Below are 22,607 nucleotides of genomic sequence, written 5' to 3'. Positions count from 1 at the left end.
CATATGTCGAAACAAATGGAAACAAATTGTTTTTTGTAAAAAAATATCCAACTTTGCGTTTTTTTCATTACCGCTTTGCTTCGCATCCAGGCACCTTTTTTACCATCATAAACATCATAAAAAGAAGCTCCCGGATGGTCCATCCGGGAGCTTCTCTTGCTATTAAAGGAGTTTTAAATAGGAAAGCGGCGCTGGCATCCGCGGCTTTTGTTTACTGCCTTATTGCATCTTAGACGCAAATTTTAAATATTTGGCATTTTTATTTGCTCCGTTATGCAGATACTACGGGAAAGTCGACAGATTTTTTGAATGTTTACGTGTTTTTCAGCATATTTCGGATCAAAAGCCCATAGCCCCGAGTGGGGTCGCCCAGCAAAACGTGGGTCACCGCGCCCGCCAGTCGTCCGTCCTGTAAGATAGGTGAGCCACTCATCCCCTGTACGATGCCTCCGGTTTTTTCCAGAAGCTCCGGGTCCGTCACCGTAATAAGCAGGTTTCGGCCCGCAGGGTCGGTGCTGAGAATTTTTGTGATTTCGATTTCGTATTCCTTCACTGCGTCTCCGTCCACATTTGCAAGAATTGTCGCTTTTCCGGTGTGGACCTGATCGTTCTCTGCCACGGGAAGTGCTTTGTCACCCAAACGCTCCATCAGCTCCTGATCCGTCAGAGTCCCAAACACGCCGTTGGCGGTATTTGCGTAAAGGTCCCCGGTATCTACCGTCATGTCAAAATTTCCCTTCAGCTCTCCCGCTGCGCCCGTTTCGCCCCGCTTTACCGTTTTCACGGTGGAGGGCAGAATCGAACCGGAAGAAAAGGGCATCAGCGCGGCGGTGTCCACGTCCGTGATGCCGTGGCCCAACGCGCCGAAGGTGTTGCTCTCGGGGTCATAAAAGGTCATGGTGCCGATTCCGGCCATGCTGTCCCGAATCCATGCGCCGATGGCGAATCTTCCATCTCCGTCGTTGTCGTCGGCGGTGATGCTTAAATCCAGCAGCTTACTTCCCCGGCGGACCTCCAGCTTCGCACTTTCTCCCGCTGCATCCTGCAAAAGGGATTGAAACTGCTCCGTGGAGGTAATTTGGTTTCCAGCGCACTGGACAATGACGTCACCTGCGGAAAGGCCGCAGGCTCTGGCGGGGGTGTTTCCATCCGCCAGCTTCACCACCAGGACGCCTCTTGAAAACAGTTTGATACCAACAGTGTGTCCCACGGGGACCAACGTCCGGGCGGAGGAAAGGTCCGCCGCGGCCGCCGGGACTGTCAGCGCGGACGCCAGAAGCATAGCCGCCAGCCCCAGCGCCGCCCCGCCCTTGCGGCCGCTTTTTGAATTTTTTGCTTTCTCAGCCGTTTCATCCATTGAATCGCCCCTTTCTGAAAGTCCGGCGCGCGCCGGGCTTTCAGAAAAGAAGCCGGCATTCTCTCTCTTTGTCTCTTCTGTTTTTCGCCGGCAAGGTTACTGTTTGCAAACCGGCAGATTTCTGCCGTTGAAAATACCGGCGGTCCTGCCATGGAAACAGCTTCCAGCGCCGCGCCCCGGCGGTTTCTGAAAATATCCCCTGCAAAGTTATGCGTTTACCCTAAAATTTGTAAATTTTTAAAAGCGCCAGTGGGCAAAAAAATCCGTCAGAAAGCTCTCAGAAAGCCTCCTGACGGATTTAAGTAAATCTGTTGCCTTTTGGTCCGGCACAGAATTTTGCTCCCGCGAGGGTTTGTATTCCCCGCAGGTTTTTTCCCGAAATTTTTCAGTCCCGGAAAAAAGGCTTCTTCAAACAAAGGTCCGCTTCTCTCGCCGGAACAGGCGGATTAGTCGTCCCGCTTGCTGAAAATCTTAAAGATATCCTCAAAGGGGTCGTCCTCCGGCTCCTGAGGCTTGGGATCGTCCACCGTACTCAGGGGCTGGGGCACTTCGGCTGTAATTTGCTGTGCCGCAGGGGCGGACTCCGCCGGGACCGCAGGCGTCTCCACAGAGGGAGCCGCAAAGGCAGCGGAAGGAACAGCAGGGGCGGCCTGCCGCGCGGGAGGCTCAGTGGCAACCTTTTCAAAACCGGTGGCAATGACGGTCACGCGGATTTCATCCTCAAGGTTTTCGTCAAACTGCGCGCCGAAGATGGTGATGGCGTCCATGTTGACGGCCTCCTGCACCAGCGTGGCGGCCTGCTCCACCTCCTCCAGTCCGATGTCCATGGAGCCGGTGACGTTGATAAGTACGCCGTGGGCCCCGGCGATAGAGGTTTCCAGCAGGGGGCTGGAAATCGCCATCCTGGCGGCCTCCTCGGCCTTGCCCTTGCCCGCTGCGCGGCCAACGCCCATGTGGGCCAGACCCGCGCCCTTCATAATGGTGGTCACGTCGGCAAAGTCCAGGTTAATGAACCCGGTGTCCCGAATCAAATCGGAGATGGACTGCACTGCCTGACGCAACACATCATCCGCGATTTCAAAGGCGTTGGCAAATGTAATTTTCTGGTCCGTGGCGTGCTTGAGCCGCTCGTTAGGGATGATGACCAGAGAGTCCACCTTGTCCTTCAGCTCCGAGATGCCCTTTTCCGCCTGCTGCATCCGGCGGCGGCCCTCAAAGCCGAAAGGCTTGGTTACCACCGCCACAGTGAGAATCTCCAGCTCCTTGGCGATCTCCGCCACAATGGGCGCGCCGCCTGTGCCGGTGCCGCCGCCCATTCCAGCGGTGATGAACACCATGTCCGTGTCCTCCAGCGCCTTGGCAATCTGGCTGCGGCTTTCTTCGGCGGACTTGCGGCCCACCTCCGGGTCCGAGCCCGCACCCTGCCCATGGGTCAGTTTTTCACCGATCTGAATTTTATAGGTAGCGCTGGACACATTCAGCGCCTGCTTGTCCGTATTGATGGCCACAAAGTCCACACCCTTGGTGCCCGAGCGGACCATGCGGTTAACCACGTTATTTCCGCCGCCGCCGACGCCGATCACCTTAATGTTCACCACGGCGTCCGGGCCGGTTTCCAATCCAAATGCCATAAAGCTGCCTCCTGCTGTCGTTCGTATCGGGAGGAATCTCCTCCTTGCCTGTGTAAATTGGCACGCATAGCCCTATTCTTACTAATAATAAGACACTTTGCGCTCCGGGTCAAGTCTTCCCGCAGTTTTTCCGCAGTTTTTCCAATCAGTCCTTAATGAACACGTTCTGACCGTTGTCGCCTGTCATGCGGAGGACGCCCGTCTCGTTGGATTCGATTCTTCCGCTGTCAAGGATTGCCCGGAGCGTGCGGAGCTTATAGGCGTAGTCCGCGCCATAAGGCAGCTCTACGCGAAACCGCTCCATATACTCCATGGTCAGCACCGCTGCATCATCCAACCGGATGGAGTTCACCTCGCCCAGCATCTCCTGCTCGTCCAGCGCGCCCATCAGCGCCAGCAGGCTCTCCTGCTGTGTCAGGCGCTCTGTGGGCATTTGAAGAAAAGTGGCCACAGCCGGAGAAAGCAGCTCGCAGCCCTCAATTTTCGCGAAATCGGCGGCGGCACCCACCGCCCTCTGCTCCACAATTTTGCCCTCCGGGCTCACAAGCCACGTATAGCCCTCCTGCACCACCGCCAAAGCCGCGTCGCTCTCCGCCACGTCGATTGCCAGCGTGTCGGGCAGGACTCGATTGATGCGCACCAGTGCGATATAGGGTAGCTTCCGCTGAAGGTCCTTTGCAATGGCGTATTTATTCAGCAGAAGCAAATTGTCGCCTGTTTTCAGGCCGGAGGCCTCAATGATTTCCGATTCGGAATAGCGGCCCTCCCCGGTGATGGCAATGGTATTTACCCGGAAAAACAGGGTCAGCGCCACCACAATCACGACGCAGATGGCCAAAACGGACAGCAGCTTATAGAGGAGTCCGAATCTCCCCCTTCGCTTTCTGTTGTAATTTCTTCGTCTGGCCATCTGCCGTACTCCAGTCTGTCTCTATTCCTCGCTGTTCCCCTCGTCCCGGCGGACGTCGGCTCCCAGCTCTGCAAGTGTTTTCGCGAGGTCTTCGTAGCCCCGGTCAATGTGCTCTACGCCGGACACGGCGCTTTCGCCCTCCGCCGCCAGTGCGGCCACGCACAGCGCCGCCCCGCCCCGCAGGTCCGTGGACTGTACGGAGGCGCCGTGGAGCCGTTCCACCCCGTTGACCACAGCCACCCGGCCGGACACTCGGATATCCGCCCCCATGCGGCTCAGCTCGTCGACATGGCGGAAGCGGTTTGTAAAAATATTTTCCTCAAATACGGTTGCGCCCCGGCTGCGGGCCAGCGCCGCCATTAAAACGGCCTGCGCGTCGGTGGGAAAGCCCGGATAGGGCGCGGTATGAATGGGACGGATGCCACGCAGCGCCCGCCGTCTGCGCAGGGTGATGCCCTCCTCATCCGCCGCCACGGTACAGCCCGCCTCCCGCAGTGCCGCCGTCACGGTGGATAAATGCCCTTCCTTGGCACCCGTCAGGCGAACCTCTCCCCCCGCGGCTGCTGCCGCGCAGAGATAAGTAGCCGCGGCAATGCGGTCGGGCATCACGGTGTACGTACAGCCAAAAAGCTGCGCGCCGCCCTCTACCGTAACGGTGGAGGTTCCCGCACCGGAAACCTTTGCGCCGCAGGCACACAGATAATCCTGCAAATCCACGATCTCCGGCTCCTGCGCGGCGTTGTAAATGGACGTGACGCCGCTTCCTCCGCAGGCCGCCAGCATCAGATTTTCCGTGGCGCCCACGCTGGGCAGGCTCAGCACCACCTTCCGCCCTACAAGGCGGGGCGCGGAGCAGCGAAGCCGCCCGCCGTCCTCCCGGATGTCGGCCCCCAGCTCCCGAAGGCCTGCCAAATGTAAATCAATGGGTCTTGGTCCCAGCTCGCAGCCCCCGGGATAGCTGAGATCCGCCTGACCGCAGCGGGCCAGCACGGCCCCAAGGAAAATGGCGGAGGATCGCATCTCCCGCATCAGCGCGTCGGAGATATTGCAGCAATTCATGCCGGCGGTGTTTACCGTCAGCGTATCCTCCTCCCAGCGGGCCTCGCAGCCAAGATGCCGGAGAATGCGGACCGACGCGTCCACATCCCGCAGTCGGGGACAGCCTTTCAGAACCGTCTCCCCCCGGTTTAAAAGCGTGGCCGCCAGGATGGGCAGTGCGCTGTTTTTGGCGCCCTGCACCCGGACGGAGCCGGAAAGAGCGTTCCCGCCCTTTACGATGATCTGACTCATAATGCAATTCCCTCCGCATACAGAATGGTTCAACAGTCCATCGTATGCGTGGGGAGCCTTTAAGGGTTACAGCAGCTCCAACACCGTCTGATAGATGCGCTCCGCCGCGTCGGGAATGCCAAGCTTCTCCATGGCGGCGGACATGGACGCGCGGCGGGCGTCGTCCCGAAGAATTTCACAAGCTTTTTGAAAGAGGGCCTGCCCGCTGGCATCGTCCTCCAGCAAAACGCAGGCACCGCCCGCCCGCTCCAAAACCCTTGCATTTTTCTCCTGATGATTGTTGGTCACATAGGGAGAGGGTACAATCAGCGCCGGAACACCCAGCGCCGTCAGCTCGCTGATGGTGGACGCGCCAGCCCGGCACAGCACCAGATCGGCGGCCCGGAGGGCCCGGTCCATATCATAAATGTAGGGCCGCACTTCCAGCGACGGATGCCGCTTAAGGTCTACACCCCGTTCCTTCAGCGTCCGCAGCAGCGCGTCGTATCCCCCGCCTGCCCCGTGAATGTGGTGAAAGGGCTCCTTTGCCGATTCCAGAGACAAAAACGCGGCCATTTCCCCGTTCATTCCCGCCGCGCCCAGAGAGCCCCAGAATGAAACAATCAGGGGCCTTTCGTCCCGAATCCCCAGCTCCTCCCGGGCCTGCTGTTTGGTGCGGGTAAAAAAATCGCCCCGCACCGGCGTTCCCGTGACCACCACCCTGTCCGGATGGCGATACTGCCCCCGGCACTCCTCAAAGCCCACCATAATTCGGTCGGCAAAAGGCTCCAGCAGCCGGGTGGTCAGCCCGGGGACCATGTTGGACTCGTGGACAGCAGTGGGGATTCCCAGCTTTGCCGCCGCCTTTACCATGGGAAAACTGGCATAGCCCCCGGTGCCGATGACCACCTGGGGGCGAAATTCCCGGAGAATACGCCGCGCCTCTCTGGGCGCCCGGAGATAGTTTCCCACGGAGATTAAATTGTGCTTGATTTCCGGCATCTTCATCGAGCGGTGGAAGCTGGAGATGTGCACCGTGCGAAAGGCGAAGCCCGCCTTTGGAATCAGGTCCTTTTCAAGCCCCCGCTCCGCACCTACAAATAAAATCTCCGTATCCGGCTTCCGCGCCAGCATCAACTGCGCCAGAGCGACGGCGGGATTGACATGTCCCGCCGTCCCCCCGCAGGTGAAAATGACCCGTCCGGGCGCGTTGCCCATTTTAAAACACTTCCTTAAAGTCTGCGTGCCCCGCATCACATTTTCATCTGTCGGGACACGCTCAATACAATGCCCATTTCAAAGAGCTGAATAGTCAGCGCCGTCCCCCCATAGCTGAAAAAGGGAAGGGAGACGCCGGTGGTGGGCAGCAGCCCCGTCACCACTGCCATGTTCAAAAAGGTCTGGAAAGCCAGCAGCGTGGTAATGCCCACCGCCAGCAGGTTCCCAAACCGGTCCCGGGCGTGGAGGGCAATCCAGTATCCCCGCAGAATCAGCGCCGCGAACAGCAGCATAATCACTGCCGCACCAATCAGACCCAGCTCCTCGCACACGATGGAAAATACGAAGTCGTTGTGCTCCTCCGGCAGATACATGAATTTTTGCCGGCTTTTCCCAAGGCCCACGCCCAAAAGCCCGCCAGAGCCGATGGACAACAGGCTCTGGGCCAATTGATAGCCGTCTCCCCGTGGGTCTATAAACGGGTTGTGCCACATGGCGATGCGGGACGCACCGTAGCCGACGATTCCCACCACGGCGTACATCCCTGCCGCGGCCACACCCATCGCCCCGGCAACCCACTTCCAGCTGATACCGCCCACCAGCATGATGGCGGCTCCTGCGCCTAAGATCAGCAGCGTTCCGGACAGGTGAGGCTCCAGCATCATCAGCCCCGCCAGCACCACCAGAATCACGCTGTAGGGCAGGATACCGTAACGAAAGGTCTGCATCCGCTCCTTCTTTTTGGAAACGGTATCAGAAAAATAGAGCACCACCGCCAGCTTTGCCACCTCTGAGGGTTGAAATTGCAGCGCGGTGTTGGGGATTCCCAGCCAACGGGTGGCATTGTTCCGGGTCAAGGCGATAGGGTTGCCCGGAATAATCACCAGCACCAGCAAAATAATGGCCAGAAACAGCAGGGGCTTTGCAAGGGCCCGGAACCTCTGGTAGTTGATTTTTCCCACAAATGCCATGGCCGCCACGCCCATAATGGCGAATACGCCCTGCTTCGACACGTAATAGGTCGGGTTGCCGCTTTCGTAATAGGCCCTTGGAAAGCTGGCGGAAAACAGCATGATCAGGCCGATGGCGGTCAGCAGCAGCACCAAAAGACAGAAGGGCAGATCAATCGGCCCTCTGGCCAGTTCCCGCCCCTCCTGTTCCCGAAGCAGACGCTCCTCCTTGGCCCGCTGGCGGGCCAAAAGCGTCTCCCGGCTGACGGCGGGACGACGGACGGAGCTGAACCCTCGGTCCCGGTCCCCCCGGGAAGAACGAGGCCGTGCGTTATTCGGTTTGCGTTCCCGGACCATCGGCACTCCCCCTTCTCCGTTTGGCGGACGCGTCAAATTCTCCCCTGAATGCCCAGCCACGCCACGACACAACCCACCAGCGTGATGAGGGAAAACACCGTCACAAGCTTCGCCTCGCTCCAGCCGCACAGCTCCAGATGATGGTGCAGCGGCGCCATTTTGAAAAAGCGCTTGCCATGGGTGGCCTTAAAATACGCCACCTGAATAATGACCGACGCCGTTTCCGCAATATAAATCAGCCCTATGGGAACCAGCACCAGCGGCATATCCATTGCAAACGCCAGCGCCGCCACCGCACCGCCCAGAAACAGGCTCCCGGTGTCGCCCATGAATGTCTTTGCCGGGTGGCAGTTGTAAACAAAGAACGCCGCCAGTCCCCCCGCCAAGGCGGAGGAAACCAGGCTCAGCCCCCCATAGGCCGCAACCGTGGCCCCGGCGAAAAACATCATCACCACAAAGGTGACGCCGGTGGCCAGCCCGTCGATTCCGTCGGTCAGGTTCACAGCGTTGACGCAACCCACGATGACAAAGGCCGCAAAGGCCAGATACATCACCCAGTTTAGCTCCAGCGTCACGTCTGCAAAGGGAATATAAAGGCGGTTGCTCAAAAGGCCCTCATAGCGCATGATGCTTAAAAACACCACCGCCGCCGCCAGCTGCAAAATAAACTTCTGCCGGGCGGTAAGCCCCTCGTTCTGGTGCTGGCGCACCTTGCGATAGTCGTCCACAAAGCCGATCAGTCCGAACACCAGCGCAAACAGATAGACGTACAGATGGACGAATTCGCCTGCCAGCATCTGCCGCCAGCCCAAGGCCACCACCGTCACACCCGTACCGATGATGAACATGATGCCGCCCATAGTGGGCGTCCCGGCCTTTCCGGCATGCCATTTGGGACCATCCTCCCGAATCTCCTGTCCGGCCTTCAGCTTCCGCAGCTCGGGAATCAGAAATTTCCCGATGACAAGCGTCAGAAAAAAGCTCACCGGCGCCGCCAGCAAATTTGCAATATCCATGTGCCTACCCCTTACCCGGCGGGGCCGGGTCCTTCCCTCATGCAGTCTCCGTATAAAACGCGCGCTTCTCCGCATATGCGGGAGCTGTCCTTTAAACGGGGTGCGCGCGCTGTTCCGGGCGCTTCAGCGCACCCTTCCCAGATGCTCCGCCACAATCTCCCGTTCGTCCATGTGCCGCTTTTCGTGGTTCACTTCCTGATACGTCTCGTGCCCCTTGCCGCACAGAACGATCACATCGTCCTCCCTGGCGTTGTCCATGGCAAAGCGGATGGCCTCCACCCGGTCCTCCACCACGGCATAGGCCGTGGGCGTTCCCTCCAGCCCGGCGAGAATCTCGTCGATGATAGCGGCGGGCTTCTCCGTGCGGGGATTATCGGAGGTCACAATGACATAGTCCGCAATCTCCGCCGCGATTTTTCCCATTTGGGGCCGCTTTGTCCGGTCCCGGTCCCCTCCGCAGCCAAACACGGCCACGGTGCGCCCCTTGGCAAAGCCCTTCACAGCGGTCAGCACATTTTTAAGACCGTCAGGGCTGTGGGCATAGTCAATCAAAATGGTATAGTCCCGCCCCGGCGTGGGCACAACCTCGACCCGGCCCTTCACATGGGGGACCCGGCGCAGGGCTTCGGCGCTCTTTTCAAGGGGAACGCCCAGCTTCAGCGCCGCTGCTAATACGTCCAGCGTATTATATACCATAAATTCGCCGGGAATGCCAACCCAAATTTTCACCCGCCCGTTTTTCGTCACGGCGGTGAAGGCCACATGGTCCGCTCCCAGCTCAATTTCCTCGGCCCGCAGGGCAGCCTGGGCCTCCACCGCGTAGGCATATTTTTCGCAGGTGGCCCGTTGCAGCAGCCGCCCGGACCACGGATCATCAGCATTGTAAATACCCACGCCGCAGTTTTGGAACAGGATGGCTTTCGCGTCGCAGTAGTCCTCCATGGTCCCGTGGAAATCCAGATGGTCCTGCGTCAGGTTGGTGAACACGCCCACGTCGTACCGGATTCCGTGCACCCGTCCCTCGTACAGTGCGTGGGACGACGTTTCCATGACCACATGGGTGCAGCCCGCGTCCAGCATTTGGCGGAACAGCTTGTGGAGTTCAAAGCTCTCCGGTGTGGTTCGCTCTGTGGCGAGAATCTCCCCGCCGATCATGTTCTGGTTGGTTCCGATCAGGCCCACCTTCGCGCCCGCCTCCTGCTCAAGAATGGCCTTGAGAAGATAGGTGGTGGTGGTTTTTCCGTTGGTGCCTGTGACGGCGGTCATAACCATCTGCTTTGCCGGATGGCCAAACCAGTTGGCCCCCAGAATTGCCAGCGCCCGCCGGGACTCCTTCACCAGCACGAAGGGAATCTCCCCCTCCGGCTTTTTCTCGCAGACCGTGCACACTGCGCCGGCCGCCTGTGCCTTGCCGATATAGGCGTGGCCGTCCATGGCATAGCCGCTGATGGCCACAAACAGGTCCCCCGCCTTCGTCTCTCGGGAATCATAGCTGACCCCCGAGATCTCCATGTTTTCGTCCGCGTGAAGTTCCAGCACCTCCGCGCCGACAAGCAAATCCTTTAATTTCATCTCTGAATACGCCCCTTTACAGTGTGGAATGGTGAGTAATATACCATTCACAGTATATCCGGCGCGATTTGCAAAGTATACGGGAGAAGGTGCTCAAAACCATGCAAAAGCTGTCAGTCCGCCATACTGCCCTGCGCGCCAAGCTGCACGGTGACCACCGTTCCCGCCGGGACCTCCGCCCCGGGCGACACAGACTGGTTCAGGGCAAACACATTTCCACTGCTGGCGGAGGTGGCGCCCGACACCCGCATAATCAACCCTGCGTTGGTGAGCGCCGCGTTTGCCTGGGCGGCGGTCATACCCACAATCTTGGGAACCGTGCTGGGCGTATTGGGCTTCTCCTCGCCCAGATACAGGATCACCGATGCACTGCCGGGAATGATGGAGCCGCCAAGGGGCGTCTGATCGGTAACAGTTGCTCCATCGCCCACGGTGCGGCAGGTAAAGCCCAGATTTGTAATTCGTTCCTTCGCGGCCTCCGCCGTCTGGCCCACCACGTTGGGCACGGTGATGTCCGCGCCCACCATCTGCTCGGCGGTATAGTCCGGCTCCACGCCCACATAGGGCAGAATTTCACCCATGACGGAGCTGGCAGTGGGGGCCACCATGTTGCCGCCAGAGACGTAGACGCCGGTGTTTCGGCTGGGGGTATCCATGGTGATGAGCATAATGACCTCCGGATCGTCCGCCGGGGCAAAGCACATAAAGGACACCACAACTTCCTTGTCGGGGTTTCCGGTTTTGTCGGCGGTACCGGTTTTTCCGCCGACGCGGTAGCCCACCACCTGCCCATTTTTCCCGGTGCCGGAGGCCACCACGTACTCAAGGCACTCGCGCACGGTGTCGGATGTTTCCTTGCTGACGACCTGACGCACGGGAGTGGAGTCGTGCTGATACTTGACGTTCCCCTGATCATCTACCACCTGCTCCACCAGATACGGCGTGCGCAGGTATCCGCCGTTGATGGTGGCGGCCTGCGCGCGGATGACCTGAAGCGGTGTGACGGTGAAGGTCTGGCCGAAGGAATAGGAGGCCAGAGACACCACGTTGGTGCCAAAGTCCTTTTCGCTGGCAAACAGGCCTGTGGTTTCACTGATTTCGTCGATGCCGGTTTTCTCCATCAGTCCGAAGGACTTCAGATACTGATAATATTTCTCCGTTCCGATTTTCAGACCCATTGTGATAAAAGCCGGGTTGCAGGAATTTCCGGTGGCCTGCATCAGGTCCTGAAGCCCGTGGCCCCTGTGGTTGGAGCAGTAAATGGGCTTGTTCCAGCCGGGCACCCGGATGGAACCGGTGCAGGTGAAGGTGGAATTCAGGTTCACCAGCCCTTCCTCCAGCGCCGTCGCCAGTGTGACGGGCTTGAATGTGGAGCCGGGCTCATAGGTGTCACTGATGCAGCGGTTGCGCCATTGCTCGCCCAGCGCCGCGCGGTTTACCTGGCTGCGGGCGGCGGTGTATTCCTCGCTCCCCTCCGTAAGGCCGGCCAACGCCTTCACCAAATCCGCCTCGGTCTGCGCTTTCAGCTTTTTATCGTAAATGGTGAAGGGATCGTTCAAATCAAAGGTGGGATAGGAGGCCATGGCGAGAATCCCGCCGGTCTTCACGTTCATGACGATGCCGGTTCCGCCGTTTTTCGCCCCAAACTTATCCACCATGGACTCAATGCCCTTTTCAAGGACCGACTGGACACTCACATCCAGCGTCAGCATCAGGCTGTCGCCGTTTTCCGCGTCGTAATACTGCTCGTATTGATACAGCATATCCTCGCCGGTATTGGTCTTGGCGGTGACGGTCAGGCCGGAGGTTCCCTCCAGCACATCCTCATACTTGGCCTCCAGACCGTACAGTCCCGTATTCTCGCTGCCTACGAATCCGATGACCTGAGAGGCCAGCGTACCATAGGGGTAATAGCGCTTGGAGTCGGCGTTGAGAAAAATGCCCTGAAGCCGGACGGGGCGCTTGGAGGGGTCGCTGATGAGAATGGTTTTCCCATCCTCATCCAGCTTCGTCAAAGCATTCCCCTCATCGTCGATTTCCCCGTTGATAAAGCGGCGAACCTCGTCGGCGGTCTTCTGCTCCACCTTTTTCTTCAGCTCGATATACTGGGAGTTTGTATCCGCCATTTTGTTGAGAACGGCGGCCTCGTCAAGCTCCAGAATGCGGGCAAGGCCCCGGGCCACAAACTCCGGGTCCTGCGTATCCTTACTGTTTTCAATATCGCGCGGAGAAATACACACCGTCTCCGCCGAGGCGGAAACCGCCATGATTTCCCCGTTTTTGTCGTAAATCGCGCCGCGTGAGGCGGTGACCACCGCGCTGCGGGTCTGCTGGGCAACGGCCTTTTCCTGCAGCTCTTCGTGCCGCACGATTTGCAGGCTGTACAGCTTGAACAGCAGCGCCACAAATACCGCAATGCCCAAAATTCCCATCATCAGCACCGTCCGGTTTCGGACCGTTTGGTTTGCCCAGCGGGCGGCGTCGCTTTTTCTGCGTTTGCCTGGCTTTGTCATTGATATCCTCCATCCTGAAAACGACGCTCGACACGTTTCGCGTCCCGGTAAGGTTCAGGGAGTAAGAAGGAGCGGCCCTCCTTCTTACTCCCCCTGTTCACTGTATTGCGCCTCAGTCGAAATATTCCACCACTGCGTAAACGCCGTGGTTCAGCGAGGTCGCAAGCCGCTCCAGCAGCCCCGCCTCTTTTTCCTTGTACACCACAGCGCTGTCTCCGCCGCTGAGGTCCAGATAATAGGTCTGCCCGCTGCCGGGCTTTGCCATTCCGGCGGACTCCGCCGCTTTTTTCACCGTATCCAGATCAAACATCTGGGCGTATTGCGCGGTGAGAATGACCTTCTCAGTCTGAAGTGTGGACAGTTCCTTGTTCAAAGCCACCACGTCGCTGGACAAGCTTGTAAGCTGCACGTAGCACAGCAGCGTCATCACCGCCAGCGCCGCCACGACACCAAAGCTCAGTACCGTCAAGAAGGAAATGTGCTGCCGTTCCCGGACCTGCACTGAAGCGGCAGACCGCACCCGCGGAGCAGCCGCGGCCTCCTCCCGCCGCCGGGGAAGCTCCCCCGCGTGGGACAGCTGGCGCTCCCGCAGCTCAAAGTCCAGATCATATGCCAGATTCCCGTTTGTCGCCCCTCGCCGGGGATAGCGCAAATCCCGCGCTGCCGCAGCCGCCATGCCCATTCCTCCTATCCTTTGTACTTCACACAGTTCGCGCTTCGCGCATTTTCAGGGAACGCCGTTCCCTTAGTTTTCTTTTTCCGCAAGCACCGGGCTCCCGTCCCGGTCCAGCAGCGGCGTTAAGCCCGCCGCGCTGCCGCTGCGGTGGAACAAATAGTGCACACCCGTCTCATGGTCCACCCAAATCTCCGTCTGAGTCAGAGTTCCCTGCGTATAAATCTCCTCAAATCTGGGCCTCATACCGTCCGCTCCTTTCGCATTCCGCGCCATCACGACCCGCATTTCTCCGCCACACGGAGCTTCGCGCTGCGGGCGCGGGGGTTTTCCGCCAGCTCCTCCTCGTTGGGGACAATGGGCTTGCGGGTCAGAATCTTCAGCTTCGGCTTGTTGCCGCAAACGCACACCGGAAACTCCGGCGGGCAGGTGCAGCCCCGGGCCTGCGCCAGCAGGGCCCGCTTTATGATGCGGTCTTCGAGAGAATGAAACGTAATTACCGCCAGCCTTCCCCCAGGGGCAAGGACCTCGGCAGCGGCCTCGGCCATGGGCTCCAGCGCGTCCAGCTCGCCATTGACGGCGATGCGGACGGCCTGAAAGCTCCGCTTGGCGGGGTGCTGTTTTTCCCTAAGGGCCTTGGCCGGCATGGCGGACCTAATCAGCTCCACCAGCTCAAGGGTGGTTTCCACAGGCCTGTCCCCTCTTGCGCGGACAATGGCCCGGGCGATGGCGGGCGCGTACCGCTCCTCGCCGTAGTCATAGAGAATGCGCCGCAACTCGGCTTCGCTCCACTCGTTCACCACCCGGCGGGCGGTGAGGTGGGCGGAAGCATCCATCCGCATGTCCAGCGGCGCGTCGTGCATATAGGAAAAACCACGGGCCGCGTCGTCCAATTGGGGAGACGACACGCCCAGATCAAACAGCAATCCGTCCGCGGCGGAAACGCCGCAGCTTTTCAGGATCTCCGCAAGCTCGGAAAAATTGCCCCGGACCAGCGTCACCCGGTCCAGCCAAGGGGCCAGCCGCTCCTTCGCGGCGTCAATAGCGGCCCCGTCCCGATCAATGCAGATCAGCCGCCCGGTTGTCAGCCTTTGGGCAATCTCTTTTGAGTGCCCGGCGCGGCCAAGGGTCCCGTCCACGTAGATTCCGTCGGGACGGATGTTCAATGCCTCAATGCTCTCGTTCAGCAGCACGGGCTTATGCAAATACTCCATATCAGAAATCCAACTCTTCCATGGCGGAGAGCATGTTGCCGCTTTCCAGCTCCTGCTTCTCCAGCTCCTGCCAGGTGGCGCTGTCCCAAATCTCTGCACGGGAGCTTACGCCGATGACAGACACGTCTTTCTTCAGGCGGGCGTATTCCCGCAGCTTCTGGGGGATCAGGATGCGGCCCTGTCCGTCCGGCTCGCAGCGGACAGCGTTGGAAAACAGGGGGCGCAGGGCGCGGGCCTTGGAATAGGGCAGCGCCTCGAACTTTTCGGTTAGCCGTGCCCAGCTCTCGTCGGAATAAATGGTCAGGCAGGGATCGGGGCCGATGGTGACGTAAAACACGTCTCCCAGCTCTTCCCGCAGCTTGGCAGGGATGGCCAGACGGCCCTTGGCGTCGATTGTGTGCTGATTGGTTCCCGTCATCGGCGCGGTCCCTCCCTTTCGTTTTGTGGGATTGAGGTGGACTTTTCACCACTTGTCACCTAATATCACCACTTATCCCCACTCGCATCTCTGAGTATAATCAAACTTCCCTGGAATTGCAAGAGGTTTTTTGGAATCTCTGCGTGGATGAAATCAGGTTCTTTTGCCAACTTTTGTCGAAATTTCTGTATTTTGAAACAGATGTTCCAAAGAGTTGCATTCGTTGACATAAAGCGAAAAAGTTCCCCAACACAACATGTTGTGTTGGGGAACTTTTTTCAAAGACTTACATACCACATACGGGAATTGGTGCAAAATTCCATAGACCGTTATGGTGATTTTTCACAAAATTTTCAGGTTTCCTCCTGCTGAGAATCCCCGTCTGCTCCCTCGTCGGGATTGTCCAGGCGACGGCGCTGCTCCTGCATCTTGTTGGCAGAGACGCTGCGGAAGCGGATGCGGGACTGCTTCACCTCGTCCAGCGCCATGGAAATGGCCTCCTCCGTGCGGGCCAGCGCGTCCTCTGCGTATTCGTTGGCCACCTGATAAAGGCGCTTGGACCGCTCTTCGGCGTTGCTGACAATGGTCTGTGCCTTCTGGCGGGCAGCAGTGAGAACCTCACTGTCAGACACCTTGGCCTTGACCTCCAGCTCCGCCTGGCGCATCATGCGCTCCACGTCCCGCTTCGCGTCCTCCACAAATTTGTCCCGGGCGGCCAGCAGCTCCTGCGCCCGCTTGATTTCGATGGGAAGCTGGGCGCGCAGCTCGTCCAGCAGATCCAAAAGCTCATCCCGGTCCACCATGCTCATATTGGGCTTCAGCGCCGGGGATTTCGCGTCTTCGATCTGCTCGTAGAGCATGTCAATCAGGCGGCTGACATCATTATTTGTATTGTTGGGCATCGGCTTCACGCTCCCTCTTTGTTCGTCTCTTCTCTTATCTTGCGCACCAGCTCAGCCGCCGCAGGGGGCAGATACTCCTCCAAAGGCTGTCCGTAGCGAATCATCTCCCGCGCCATGGACGAGCTGAAATGTTCATATTTTGCGGCGGCGGGAAGCAGCAGCGTCTCCAGCCCCGGGCGGAGATGCTCATTGATGCGTGCAAGCTCCCGCTCCATGTCCCAGTCCGTGGCGTTGCGCACACCGCGAACGATGATGTCCGCTCCGTGGCGGACCGCGTAATCCGCCAGAAGGCCAGACCACAGCTCCGCATGGACGTTGGGGTATTCCGCAACCGACGCCTCCACCAGCCGCAGCTTTTGCTCCGGCGTAAACATCTGGTTCTTCTTTGCCGCATTGGGACTGACGCAGACCCAAACCGTGTCGAAGCAGGCAGCCGTCCTTCTGATAATATCCAAATGCCCCAGAGTGATGGGGTCAAAGCTGCCGGAGCAAATTGCTGTTCTCATGTGGCCGATTCCTCGCTCTCTCCCTCTCCCGCCCTGCGGAAAAGCGTCACGGCAATTTTCCCATAACGGTAGGTGCGGCCCATCCGATAGGGGGCCGCCGGCTCCGGCAGAATTTTTTCGGCAGGAGCCTCCGCCGCAATTATACCATGGGGCGTCAAAATGTCAAACCTGACAATACGCTCCAACGCCTCCTCCAGCAGCCCCGCCGCATAGGGCGGGTCCAGAAGAATCAGGTCAAACTTCTCCTTCAGGGAGGACAAAACCTCCAAAGAGTCCCCTGTCACTACTCTGGCCCGGTCGGTCAGGTCTGTGACCTTCAGATTTTCCCGGATCAGCTTCACTGCGTCGGCGCGCCGGTCCACAAAGACGCAGCTTGCCGCGCCGCGGCTCAGCGCCTCAATGCCAAGCTGGCCAGTGCCTGCAAACAGGTCCAAAACCCTGCGCCCCTCAATTTCAAATTGCAGGGCGCTGAACAGGCCCTCCTTCACCCGGTCGGTGGTGGGGCGGGTATCCATGCCCTCCAGCTCTTTGAGCCGTCTGCCCCGTGCGGAGCCGGTGATTACTCGCATGGTTTGCTCTCCTTCATTGTTTTTTTCCGTTTCAAATGGTCGGAAATCAGGAAAATCGCAAGGCTTGTCCACACGAAGCCGAACAAAATTCCATGGGTCAGTGTAAATTTCTCATGAAACGCCAGCACGCCCAGCAAAAGCTGCAGCGTGGGGTTTATATACATCAGCACGCCGGACAATGACAAGGACGTGGTCCGAATCCCAACGGCAAACAGCATCAGCGGAATCGTGGTCACTACCCCGGCAAGGGGCAGCAGCAGCCACTGCGCCCCGTGAAGCACTCCTATGGCCCCGGCGCCCCGGGCATCTGCCACCGCGATCCAGAGAAGGGCCAGCGGCGTCACGGCGGCGGTTTCAAAAAAGAGGGCCGCATTCGCGTCCGTCTTCACCGTCTTCTTCACCGCGCTGTACAGCGCGAAGCTCCCGCCGATCCCCATCGCCACCCAGGGAAACACGCCAAAGCGGAAGGAGGCGATCACAACGCCCGCCGCCGCCAAAGCCGTGGCAAACCACTGCAAACGCGTCAGCCGCTCACGGAACAGCGCCGTTCCCAAAACAGCCGACAGGGGTTGCATCATATAATAAGCAAGGCTGGCGTCTAGAATGTGGGCGTTGTTGACCGCCCAGATATAGAGGCCCCAGTTCACGGTAATCAGCGCCCCGGCCCCGGCCAGACGCAGCGTCTCCCTCCGCCTGCCAAGTACCTCGCGGACGCAGCCCCACTCCCGCCGGACCGTCAGCAAAAGCAGCATCATGGCCATGGACCAGAAAATCCGGGCCGACAGCACATATACGGGATCCACCGTTCCCAGGGTTTTCCAAAAAAGGGGCAATACTCCCCATGCGGCATAGCATGCCGCAACATATAGCGCACCCCTTCTCATGTCCCTGCCTGTCCCTCCCGGCCCACAGGCCGTTTAAATTTAATATTTTACAATTGTACGCCACGGCGCGTTTTTTTTCAATAAGAAATCCGTACTTTTCCTCTTTTTTCCCGCGGAGCGCATGGGGCCTTTAAATCTGCGGCGGGGAAATGCCCCCGGAATTGTGCCGGTTGCTCTTGTGCTTTTGCGTAAAATCGTATATAATAACCAACTGACTATGCGAAACGGCACATTTTCGGTCGGTGTTTCCCCCGGGGGACCGGCCTATGGAAAGGAAGAATGCGCTTATGATCCAACTGAATTCCGAACAGGGCGCCGTCACCATCAGCAGCGCCGTGTTTTCCAACATCACCGGCATTGCCGCCACCAACTGCTTCGGCGTGAAGGGCATGGCCTATCGCTCCATGACGGACGGTCTGGTCCATCTCCTGCGGCGGGAGGCCATGAGCAAGGGCGTCAGCGTCACCGCCAATGACGACGGCACCGTCTCCATCGAGCTTCATATCATTGTTGAAAACGGCGTGAATCTTCCCGCGGTGTGCAGCTCCATTATGAACGAGGTGCGCTATATGGTCACCAAAAATACCGGCGTGGAGGTCAAGGCGGTCGATGTGTGCGTCGACTCCATGACTCTGTGACCGAGGGAGGGCTCAAAACAGATGAACAAACAAATCAGCGGTGCGCTTTTTAAGCGGATGGTGCTGCACGGAGCGGCCGCCGTGTCCGCCCAGAAGCAGGCGATAAACGATTTGAACGTGTTTCCCGTCCCCGACGGAGACACCGGAACCAATATGAGTATGACCATTGCCGCCGCCGTGGACGAGCTGCGCCGGTGCGACCCGGAGAGCGTTGACCGGGCCGCCTCCGTCACAGCTTCCGCCCTGTTGCGTGGCGCACGGGGGAACTCCGGCGTGATTCTCTCTCTTTTGTTCCGGGGTATTTCCAAGGGATTGAAGGGCCGGGAACACGCCGACGCGGCCACATTCGCCGCCGCCATGCAGGAGGGCGTTTCCGCCGCCTATAAGGCGGTGATGAAGCCCGCGGAGGGCACAGTGCTCACCGTTTCCCGGCTCACCGCCAAGCGGGCGGTGGACGCGGCGGCGGAAGGACTGGAGCTGGAAGCCATGCTGGATTCCGCCATCCGCGTGGGCTATGAGACCTTGACCCAGACCACCGACATGAACCCGGTGTTGAAAAAGGCCGGCGTGGTGGACGCAGGCGGCAAGGGCTTCCTCCTCATACTGGACGGAATGCTGGCCGAGCTGCGGGGCGAGCCGATGCCGGAGCTGTCCGACGCGGGAGCGCCGGAGAAGGAGAAGGCGGACTTCGGCGGTCTTTCCTCCGATGAAATCACCTTCGCCTTTGACACGGTGTATATTGTGCGCAAGGCCTCCGCGAATCTCTCTCTGGACCCCCTGCGGGCCTATCTGAACAGCATCGGCGACAGTCTGGTCATCGGAGAGGACGACGAGGCCTTCAAGGTCCACGTCCATACCAACATTCCCGGCGCGGCGCTGACGGAATCCCAGAAATATGGCACGCTTGAGCTGGCCAAAATCGAAAATATGCGCACCCAGGCAGATGCGCTGGCCGCCGGACGGCAGGCCCAGAGCACCGACGATCTGGACGCGGTGGAAGCCGAGCTTGAGGCGCAGACAGAGCAGGAAGCCCCCCGGGGCATCGCCCCGCCGGAGAAGAAATACGGCTTTTTGGCGGTATGCGCCGGGGCGGGGCTGGAGGCCCTGTTCCGGGATTTGGGAGCCGACGGCGTGGTGTCCGGCGGGCAGACCATGAACCCCTCCACCGAGAGCATCTTGGACGGAGTGAATGCCATTCCCGCCGAAACTGTGTTTATCCTGCCCAACAACGGCAACATCATTATGGCCGCCCAGCAGTGCGCCGCCCTGACGGAGAAAAACGTGGTGGTTATCCCCACCAAAACTGTACCTCAGGGCGTCACCGCCATGATGAACGTGGACTTTGAGGCACAGGATACCGAAGTCCTCACCGCCGCTATGTCCGATTCCCTTTCCTCCGTCACCACCGCCCAGATCACCTATGCTGCCCGAAACTCCGACTTTGACGGGTTCGACATCAAAGAGGGCGACTTCCTTGCTTTGGAAGAGGGACGGCTGTTCGGCACCGACAAATCGATTGCCGCACTGACGGAAAAGCTGGCGCAGGATGCCCGGGAACGGGGCAGTTCCTTCATCTCCGTCTATTTCGGAGAGGACGTGTCCGAGGAGGATGCCCGGAAAACCGCCGAGCTGTTTGAGTCGGCCTGTCCCGACGCGGAGGTGGCGGTTCTCTCCGGCGGGCAGCCCGTGTACTACTATATCATCTCCATGGAGTGAGTTTTTCCTATTTTCCCATAAAAAATCGATCCCGGCGAACGCAAAGCGTTCGCCGGGACCTTTCTTTTTACACATAATAAAGCAAACGCCGCGCCTGCGCCCCAAGGTCAAATCCCCGTTTTCGGGCACAGCTCCCGGACTTTCGCCTGCAAGCCCTTCAAATCTTCAAACGTCTCCGGTCGTTTCGACGGGTCCCGGAGCAGGGCGGAGGGATGGTAAAGCGCCGTCATCTGCACGCCGTCCCTGACAAACCACTGCCCATGCTCGGCGGTAATGCGAAAATCAGCTTTAATCAATTCCTTGGCCGCGATGCGGCCAAGACACACCAGAATCTTGGGGTGCAGCAGCTCCATCTGCCGATTCAGCCAGCCCCGGCAAGCCGCCATTTCCACATTCAGCGGGTCCCGGTTCTGGGGCGGACGGCATTTCACCGTGTTGGCAACGTAGACCTTTGTCCGGTCCAGTCCGATGATCTCCAGCATATCGTCCAGCAGTTGGCCCGCTTTGCCTACAAATGGAATGCCCTGCTCGTCCTCGTTCTGGCCCGGTCCCTCGCCCACCAGCAGCACCTCCGCCGTCTCGCAGCCATCGCCAAACACCACGGTGGTGCGGGTCTGCGCCAGACCGCAATTCCGGCAATCCAGACACTCCCGCCGCAAAATCTGCCAGTCGTCCATGCCGCTCCTCCTCGCCTTTATTTTTATCCAAAGTGCCGCATGAATTTCCCGCCCCCGGACAAACTGAAAAAAACAGACGGAGGGTTTTCATTTGGCATACTGGTTCTGGGTCTTCATTTTTTACAGCCTTGTGGGCTGCTTTTTAGAACGGGTTTACGCCCGCCGCACCACCGGCGAGACACATCCCGTCCGGCGGTGCCTTCTGTTTCTCCCCCTGTGCCCGGTGTACGGGCTAGGTGCCATGGCAGTGCTGGCCCTGCCCCCATCCATGCGGGAGGGCTTGTGGCTCCCAATAGCGGGAGCCGCAGCGGCCACGGCGGTGGAGTTTCTCTACCACTGGGCCTGTGAAGCGCTGCTGGGGGTAAAATTCTGGGACTATTCCCACGTTCAGGGAAACTTGCAGGGACGGGTGTGTATCCTGTTCTCCCTTGCATGGGGCGCGCTGGCCTCCATGGCGCTTTTGCTGATCCATCCAACACTGGAGGCGATCATCGCCCGCATTCCCCCGATACTCACCTTTCTGGCGCTGCTGATCTTCACCGCCGACGCGGTGTGCACCCTCCGCATTCTCTCCGTCACCCACAGCGTGGCGGCACTGCGGGGAAAGACATAACGCTTACGTCCCCCCTGCGTCAAAAACCCGTGCCAGCAGCCAGTCCGCCAAATCGCGGCAGACCTCCCGCCTGCAAACATCATTTAAAATCTCATGCCGCGCGCCGGGGTAGAGCTTCAGCTCCGCATCCCGGACGCCCGCTCTTTGAAAACTGCGATACGCCCGCCGCGCACCCCGTCCCCGCTCGCCCACCGGGTCCTCCTCCCCGGAGACGAACAGCACCGGCGTGCTCAGGTTCATGCGTCTCACATTGGACCGGTTGGTAATAAACGCAATGCCCCGCAGCATCTCCCGAAACAGCCCCACGCTGGGATTTTCCCCACAGCAGGGGTCGGCTGCATAAAAGTCCACCGTCTTTTCGTCGGAGGATACCCAGTCAAACTCCGTCCGGTTGGGAGCAAATGCCTTGTTATACGCGCCAAAGGCCAATTTCTGCACAAGGGGACTGGCCTGCTCCTCGCCGATTCGGCGGCATTCGGCGGCAGAAACTGCCCGCCCCGCCGCTGTCAGTGCCGAGGGCATCTGCCCGGTGCCCATTAAAATCGCGCCGTCCACCGTGCCGGGATAGCGAATGAGATATGTCCGGACCAGAAAGGACCCCATGGAGTGCCCCAGCAGGAAGTAGGGCAGGCCTGGAAACTTCCGTCCCTCCAGCGTGCGCAGGGCGTAGAGGTCGTCCGTTACCGTATCCCAGCTCCCCGCCGGGCCAAAATACACCCGGGGCGCGCCGCTTGCAACAGACCCGCCGTGACCCAGATGGTCGTTTCCCACCACGGCAACGCCCCGCTCCGTCAGATATGCCGCAAGCTCCTCGTAGCGCAGGACATATTCCGAAACTCCGTGGGCGATTTGCAGCACTGCCCGGCATTTCCCCTCCGGCAGCCACTCCACCGCGTGCAGCGGGGTTTTTCCATCGTGAGAAAGGACGGTAAATTCGCGCTTTACCATGGCAACGCGCTCCCCTCTGTGCTATAATACCTCTGATACAGGCATCATAACACACA

At 59.3% G+C, this 22,607-nt stretch carries 22 protein-coding genes; 3 read left to right on the top strand and 19 right to left on the bottom strand.

All coding sequences use genetic code 11. The features are described from left to right. Positions 1-313: 313 nt before the first annotated feature. From spoIVB to rarD, 17 genes are all read right to left on the bottom strand, one after another. Positions 314-1,357 (bottom strand): SpoIVB peptidase, encoded by a 1,044-nt coding sequence (gene spoIVB, locus ABVS15_RS11015; RefSeq protein WP_369283727.1) that lies wholly within the window; start codon positions 1,355-1,357, stop codon positions 314-316. Between the two features lie 446 nt (positions 1,358-1,803). After that, entirely contained in the window at positions 1,804-2,988 is a 1,185-nt protein-coding gene (gene ftsZ / locus ABVS15_RS11010; RefSeq protein ID WP_369283726.1) for a cell division protein FtsZ, read from the bottom strand. A gap of 145 nt (positions 2,989-3,133) precedes the next feature. Further along, positions 3,134-3,898, bottom strand: a complete 765-nt coding sequence (locus ABVS15_RS11005; RefSeq protein ID WP_369283725.1) for a cell division protein FtsQ/DivIB — start codon at positions 3,896-3,898, stop codon at positions 3,134-3,136. Between the two features lie 21 nt (positions 3,899-3,919). Next, a complete protein-coding gene (gene murA, locus ABVS15_RS11000; protein ID WP_369283724.1) occupies positions 3,920-5,188 on the bottom strand; it encodes a UDP-N-acetylglucosamine 1-carboxyvinyltransferase in 1,269 nt (422 codons plus the stop codon). 66 nt (positions 5,189-5,254) lie between these two features. Continuing rightward, a complete protein-coding gene (gene murG, locus ABVS15_RS10995; protein ID WP_369283723.1) occupies positions 5,255-6,385 on the bottom strand; it encodes an undecaprenyldiphospho-muramoylpentapeptide beta-N-acetylglucosaminyltransferase in 1,131 nt (376 codons plus the stop codon). 35 nt (positions 6,386-6,420) lie between these two features. Next, positions 6,421-7,692 (bottom strand): putative lipid II flippase FtsW, encoded by a 1,272-nt coding sequence (gene ftsW / locus ABVS15_RS10990; RefSeq protein ID WP_369283722.1) that lies wholly within the window; start codon positions 7,690-7,692, stop codon positions 6,421-6,423. 32 nt (positions 7,693-7,724) lie between these two features. Further along, positions 7,725-8,708 (bottom strand): phospho-N-acetylmuramoyl-pentapeptide-transferase, encoded by a 984-nt coding sequence (gene mraY / locus ABVS15_RS10985; RefSeq protein WP_369283721.1) that lies wholly within the window; start codon positions 8,706-8,708, stop codon positions 7,725-7,727. A 123-nt stretch (positions 8,709-8,831) separates the two neighbouring features. Beyond that, positions 8,832-10,280, bottom strand: coding sequence for a UDP-N-acetylmuramoyl-L-alanyl-D-glutamate--2,6-diaminopimelate ligase (locus ABVS15_RS10980; RefSeq protein ID WP_369283720.1), 1,449 nt, complete (start codon positions 10,278-10,280; stop codon positions 8,832-8,834). Between the two features lie 113 nt (positions 10,281-10,393). After that, positions 10,394-12,793 carry a penicillin-binding transpeptidase domain-containing protein gene (locus ABVS15_RS10975; protein ID WP_369283719.1) on the bottom strand — a complete coding sequence of 800 codons (2,400 nt, stop codon included), beginning with the start codon at positions 12,791-12,793 and terminating at the stop codon, positions 10,394-10,396. Positions 12,794-12,905: 112 nt separating this feature from the next. Continuing rightward, positions 12,906-13,469: a hypothetical protein gene (locus ABVS15_RS10970; RefSeq protein ID WP_369283718.1), complete on the bottom strand. Its 564-nt coding sequence runs from the start codon at positions 13,467-13,469 to the stop codon at positions 12,906-12,908. A gap of 69 nt (positions 13,470-13,538) precedes the next feature. Beyond that, positions 13,539-13,712, bottom strand: a complete 174-nt coding sequence (locus tag ABVS15_RS10965; protein WP_369283717.1) for a DUF6440 family protein — start codon at positions 13,710-13,712, stop codon at positions 13,539-13,541. A gap of 29 nt (positions 13,713-13,741) precedes the next feature. Further along, positions 13,742-14,680, bottom strand: coding sequence for a 16S rRNA (cytosine(1402)-N(4))-methyltransferase RsmH (gene rsmH, locus ABVS15_RS10960; RefSeq protein ID WP_369283716.1), 939 nt, complete (start codon positions 14,678-14,680; stop codon positions 13,742-13,744). Position 14,681: 1 nt separating this feature from the next. Continuing rightward, complete coding sequence (gene mraZ / locus ABVS15_RS10955) at positions 14,682-15,098, bottom strand: division/cell wall cluster transcriptional repressor MraZ (RefSeq protein WP_293007436.1); 417 nt, start codon at positions 15,096-15,098, stop codon at positions 14,682-14,684. Between the two features lie 353 nt (positions 15,099-15,451). After that, positions 15,452-16,000, bottom strand: coding sequence for a hypothetical protein (locus ABVS15_RS10950; protein WP_369283715.1), 549 nt, complete (start codon positions 15,998-16,000; stop codon positions 15,452-15,454). Between the two features lie 5 nt (positions 16,001-16,005). Beyond that, positions 16,006-16,506, bottom strand: coding sequence for a pantetheine-phosphate adenylyltransferase (coaD, locus tag ABVS15_RS10945; protein ID WP_369283714.1), 501 nt, complete (start codon positions 16,504-16,506; stop codon positions 16,006-16,008). Further along, the gene (rsmD, locus tag ABVS15_RS10940; protein ID WP_369283713.1) at positions 16,503-17,075 is read right to left on the bottom strand and encodes a 16S rRNA (guanine(966)-N(2))-methyltransferase RsmD; all 573 of its coding nucleotides are present in this window, start codon (positions 17,073-17,075) and stop codon (positions 16,503-16,505) included. The genes coaD and rsmD overlap by 4 nt, the downstream gene beginning before the upstream one ends. Next, positions 17,066-17,959 carry an EamA family transporter RarD gene (rarD, locus tag ABVS15_RS10935; RefSeq protein WP_369283712.1) on the bottom strand — a complete coding sequence of 298 codons (894 nt, stop codon included), beginning with the start codon at positions 17,957-17,959 and terminating at the stop codon, positions 17,066-17,068. The genes rsmD and rarD overlap by 10 nt, the downstream gene beginning before the upstream one ends. A gap of 287 nt (positions 17,960-18,246) precedes the next feature. Between rarD and ABVS15_RS10930 the strand changes: the two genes are divergently transcribed. Further along, entirely contained in the window at positions 18,247-18,597 is a 351-nt protein-coding gene (locus ABVS15_RS10930; RefSeq protein WP_293010544.1) for an Asp23/Gls24 family envelope stress response protein, read from the top strand. A 21-nt stretch (positions 18,598-18,618) separates the two neighbouring features. Beyond that, positions 18,619-20,313: a DAK2 domain-containing protein gene (locus ABVS15_RS10925; RefSeq protein WP_369283711.1), complete on the top strand. Its 1,695-nt coding sequence runs from the start codon at positions 18,619-18,621 to the stop codon at positions 20,311-20,313. A 107-nt stretch (positions 20,314-20,420) separates the two neighbouring features. On the opposite strand, the gene ABVS15_RS10920 is transcribed toward ABVS15_RS10925, so the two are convergent. Further along, positions 20,421-20,990, bottom strand: coding sequence for a uracil-DNA glycosylase family protein (locus ABVS15_RS10920; RefSeq protein ID WP_369283710.1), 570 nt, complete (start codon positions 20,988-20,990; stop codon positions 20,421-20,423). A 91-nt stretch (positions 20,991-21,081) separates the two neighbouring features. On the opposite strand from ABVS15_RS10920, the gene ABVS15_RS10915 reads away from it, so the two are divergent. After that, positions 21,082-21,603: a putative ABC transporter permease gene (locus tag ABVS15_RS10915; protein WP_369283709.1), complete on the top strand. Its 522-nt coding sequence runs from the start codon at positions 21,082-21,084 to the stop codon at positions 21,601-21,603. 3 nt (positions 21,604-21,606) lie between these two features. Here ABVS15_RS10915 and ABVS15_RS10910 read toward each other — a convergent pair whose 3' ends face one another. Continuing rightward, positions 21,607-22,551 (bottom strand): lysophospholipase, encoded by a 945-nt coding sequence (locus ABVS15_RS10910; protein WP_369283708.1) that lies wholly within the window; start codon positions 22,549-22,551, stop codon positions 21,607-21,609. Positions 22,552-22,607: the final 56 nt, after the last annotated feature.

The organism is Oscillibacter sp. GMB15532, from assembly GCF_041020825.1.
Taxonomy (GTDB): domain Bacteria; phylum Bacillota; class Clostridia; order Oscillospirales; family Oscillospiraceae; genus Oscillibacter.
Note: the sequence above shows the minus strand (reverse complement) of the source record. Positions and strands in the feature narration are given on the sequence as shown.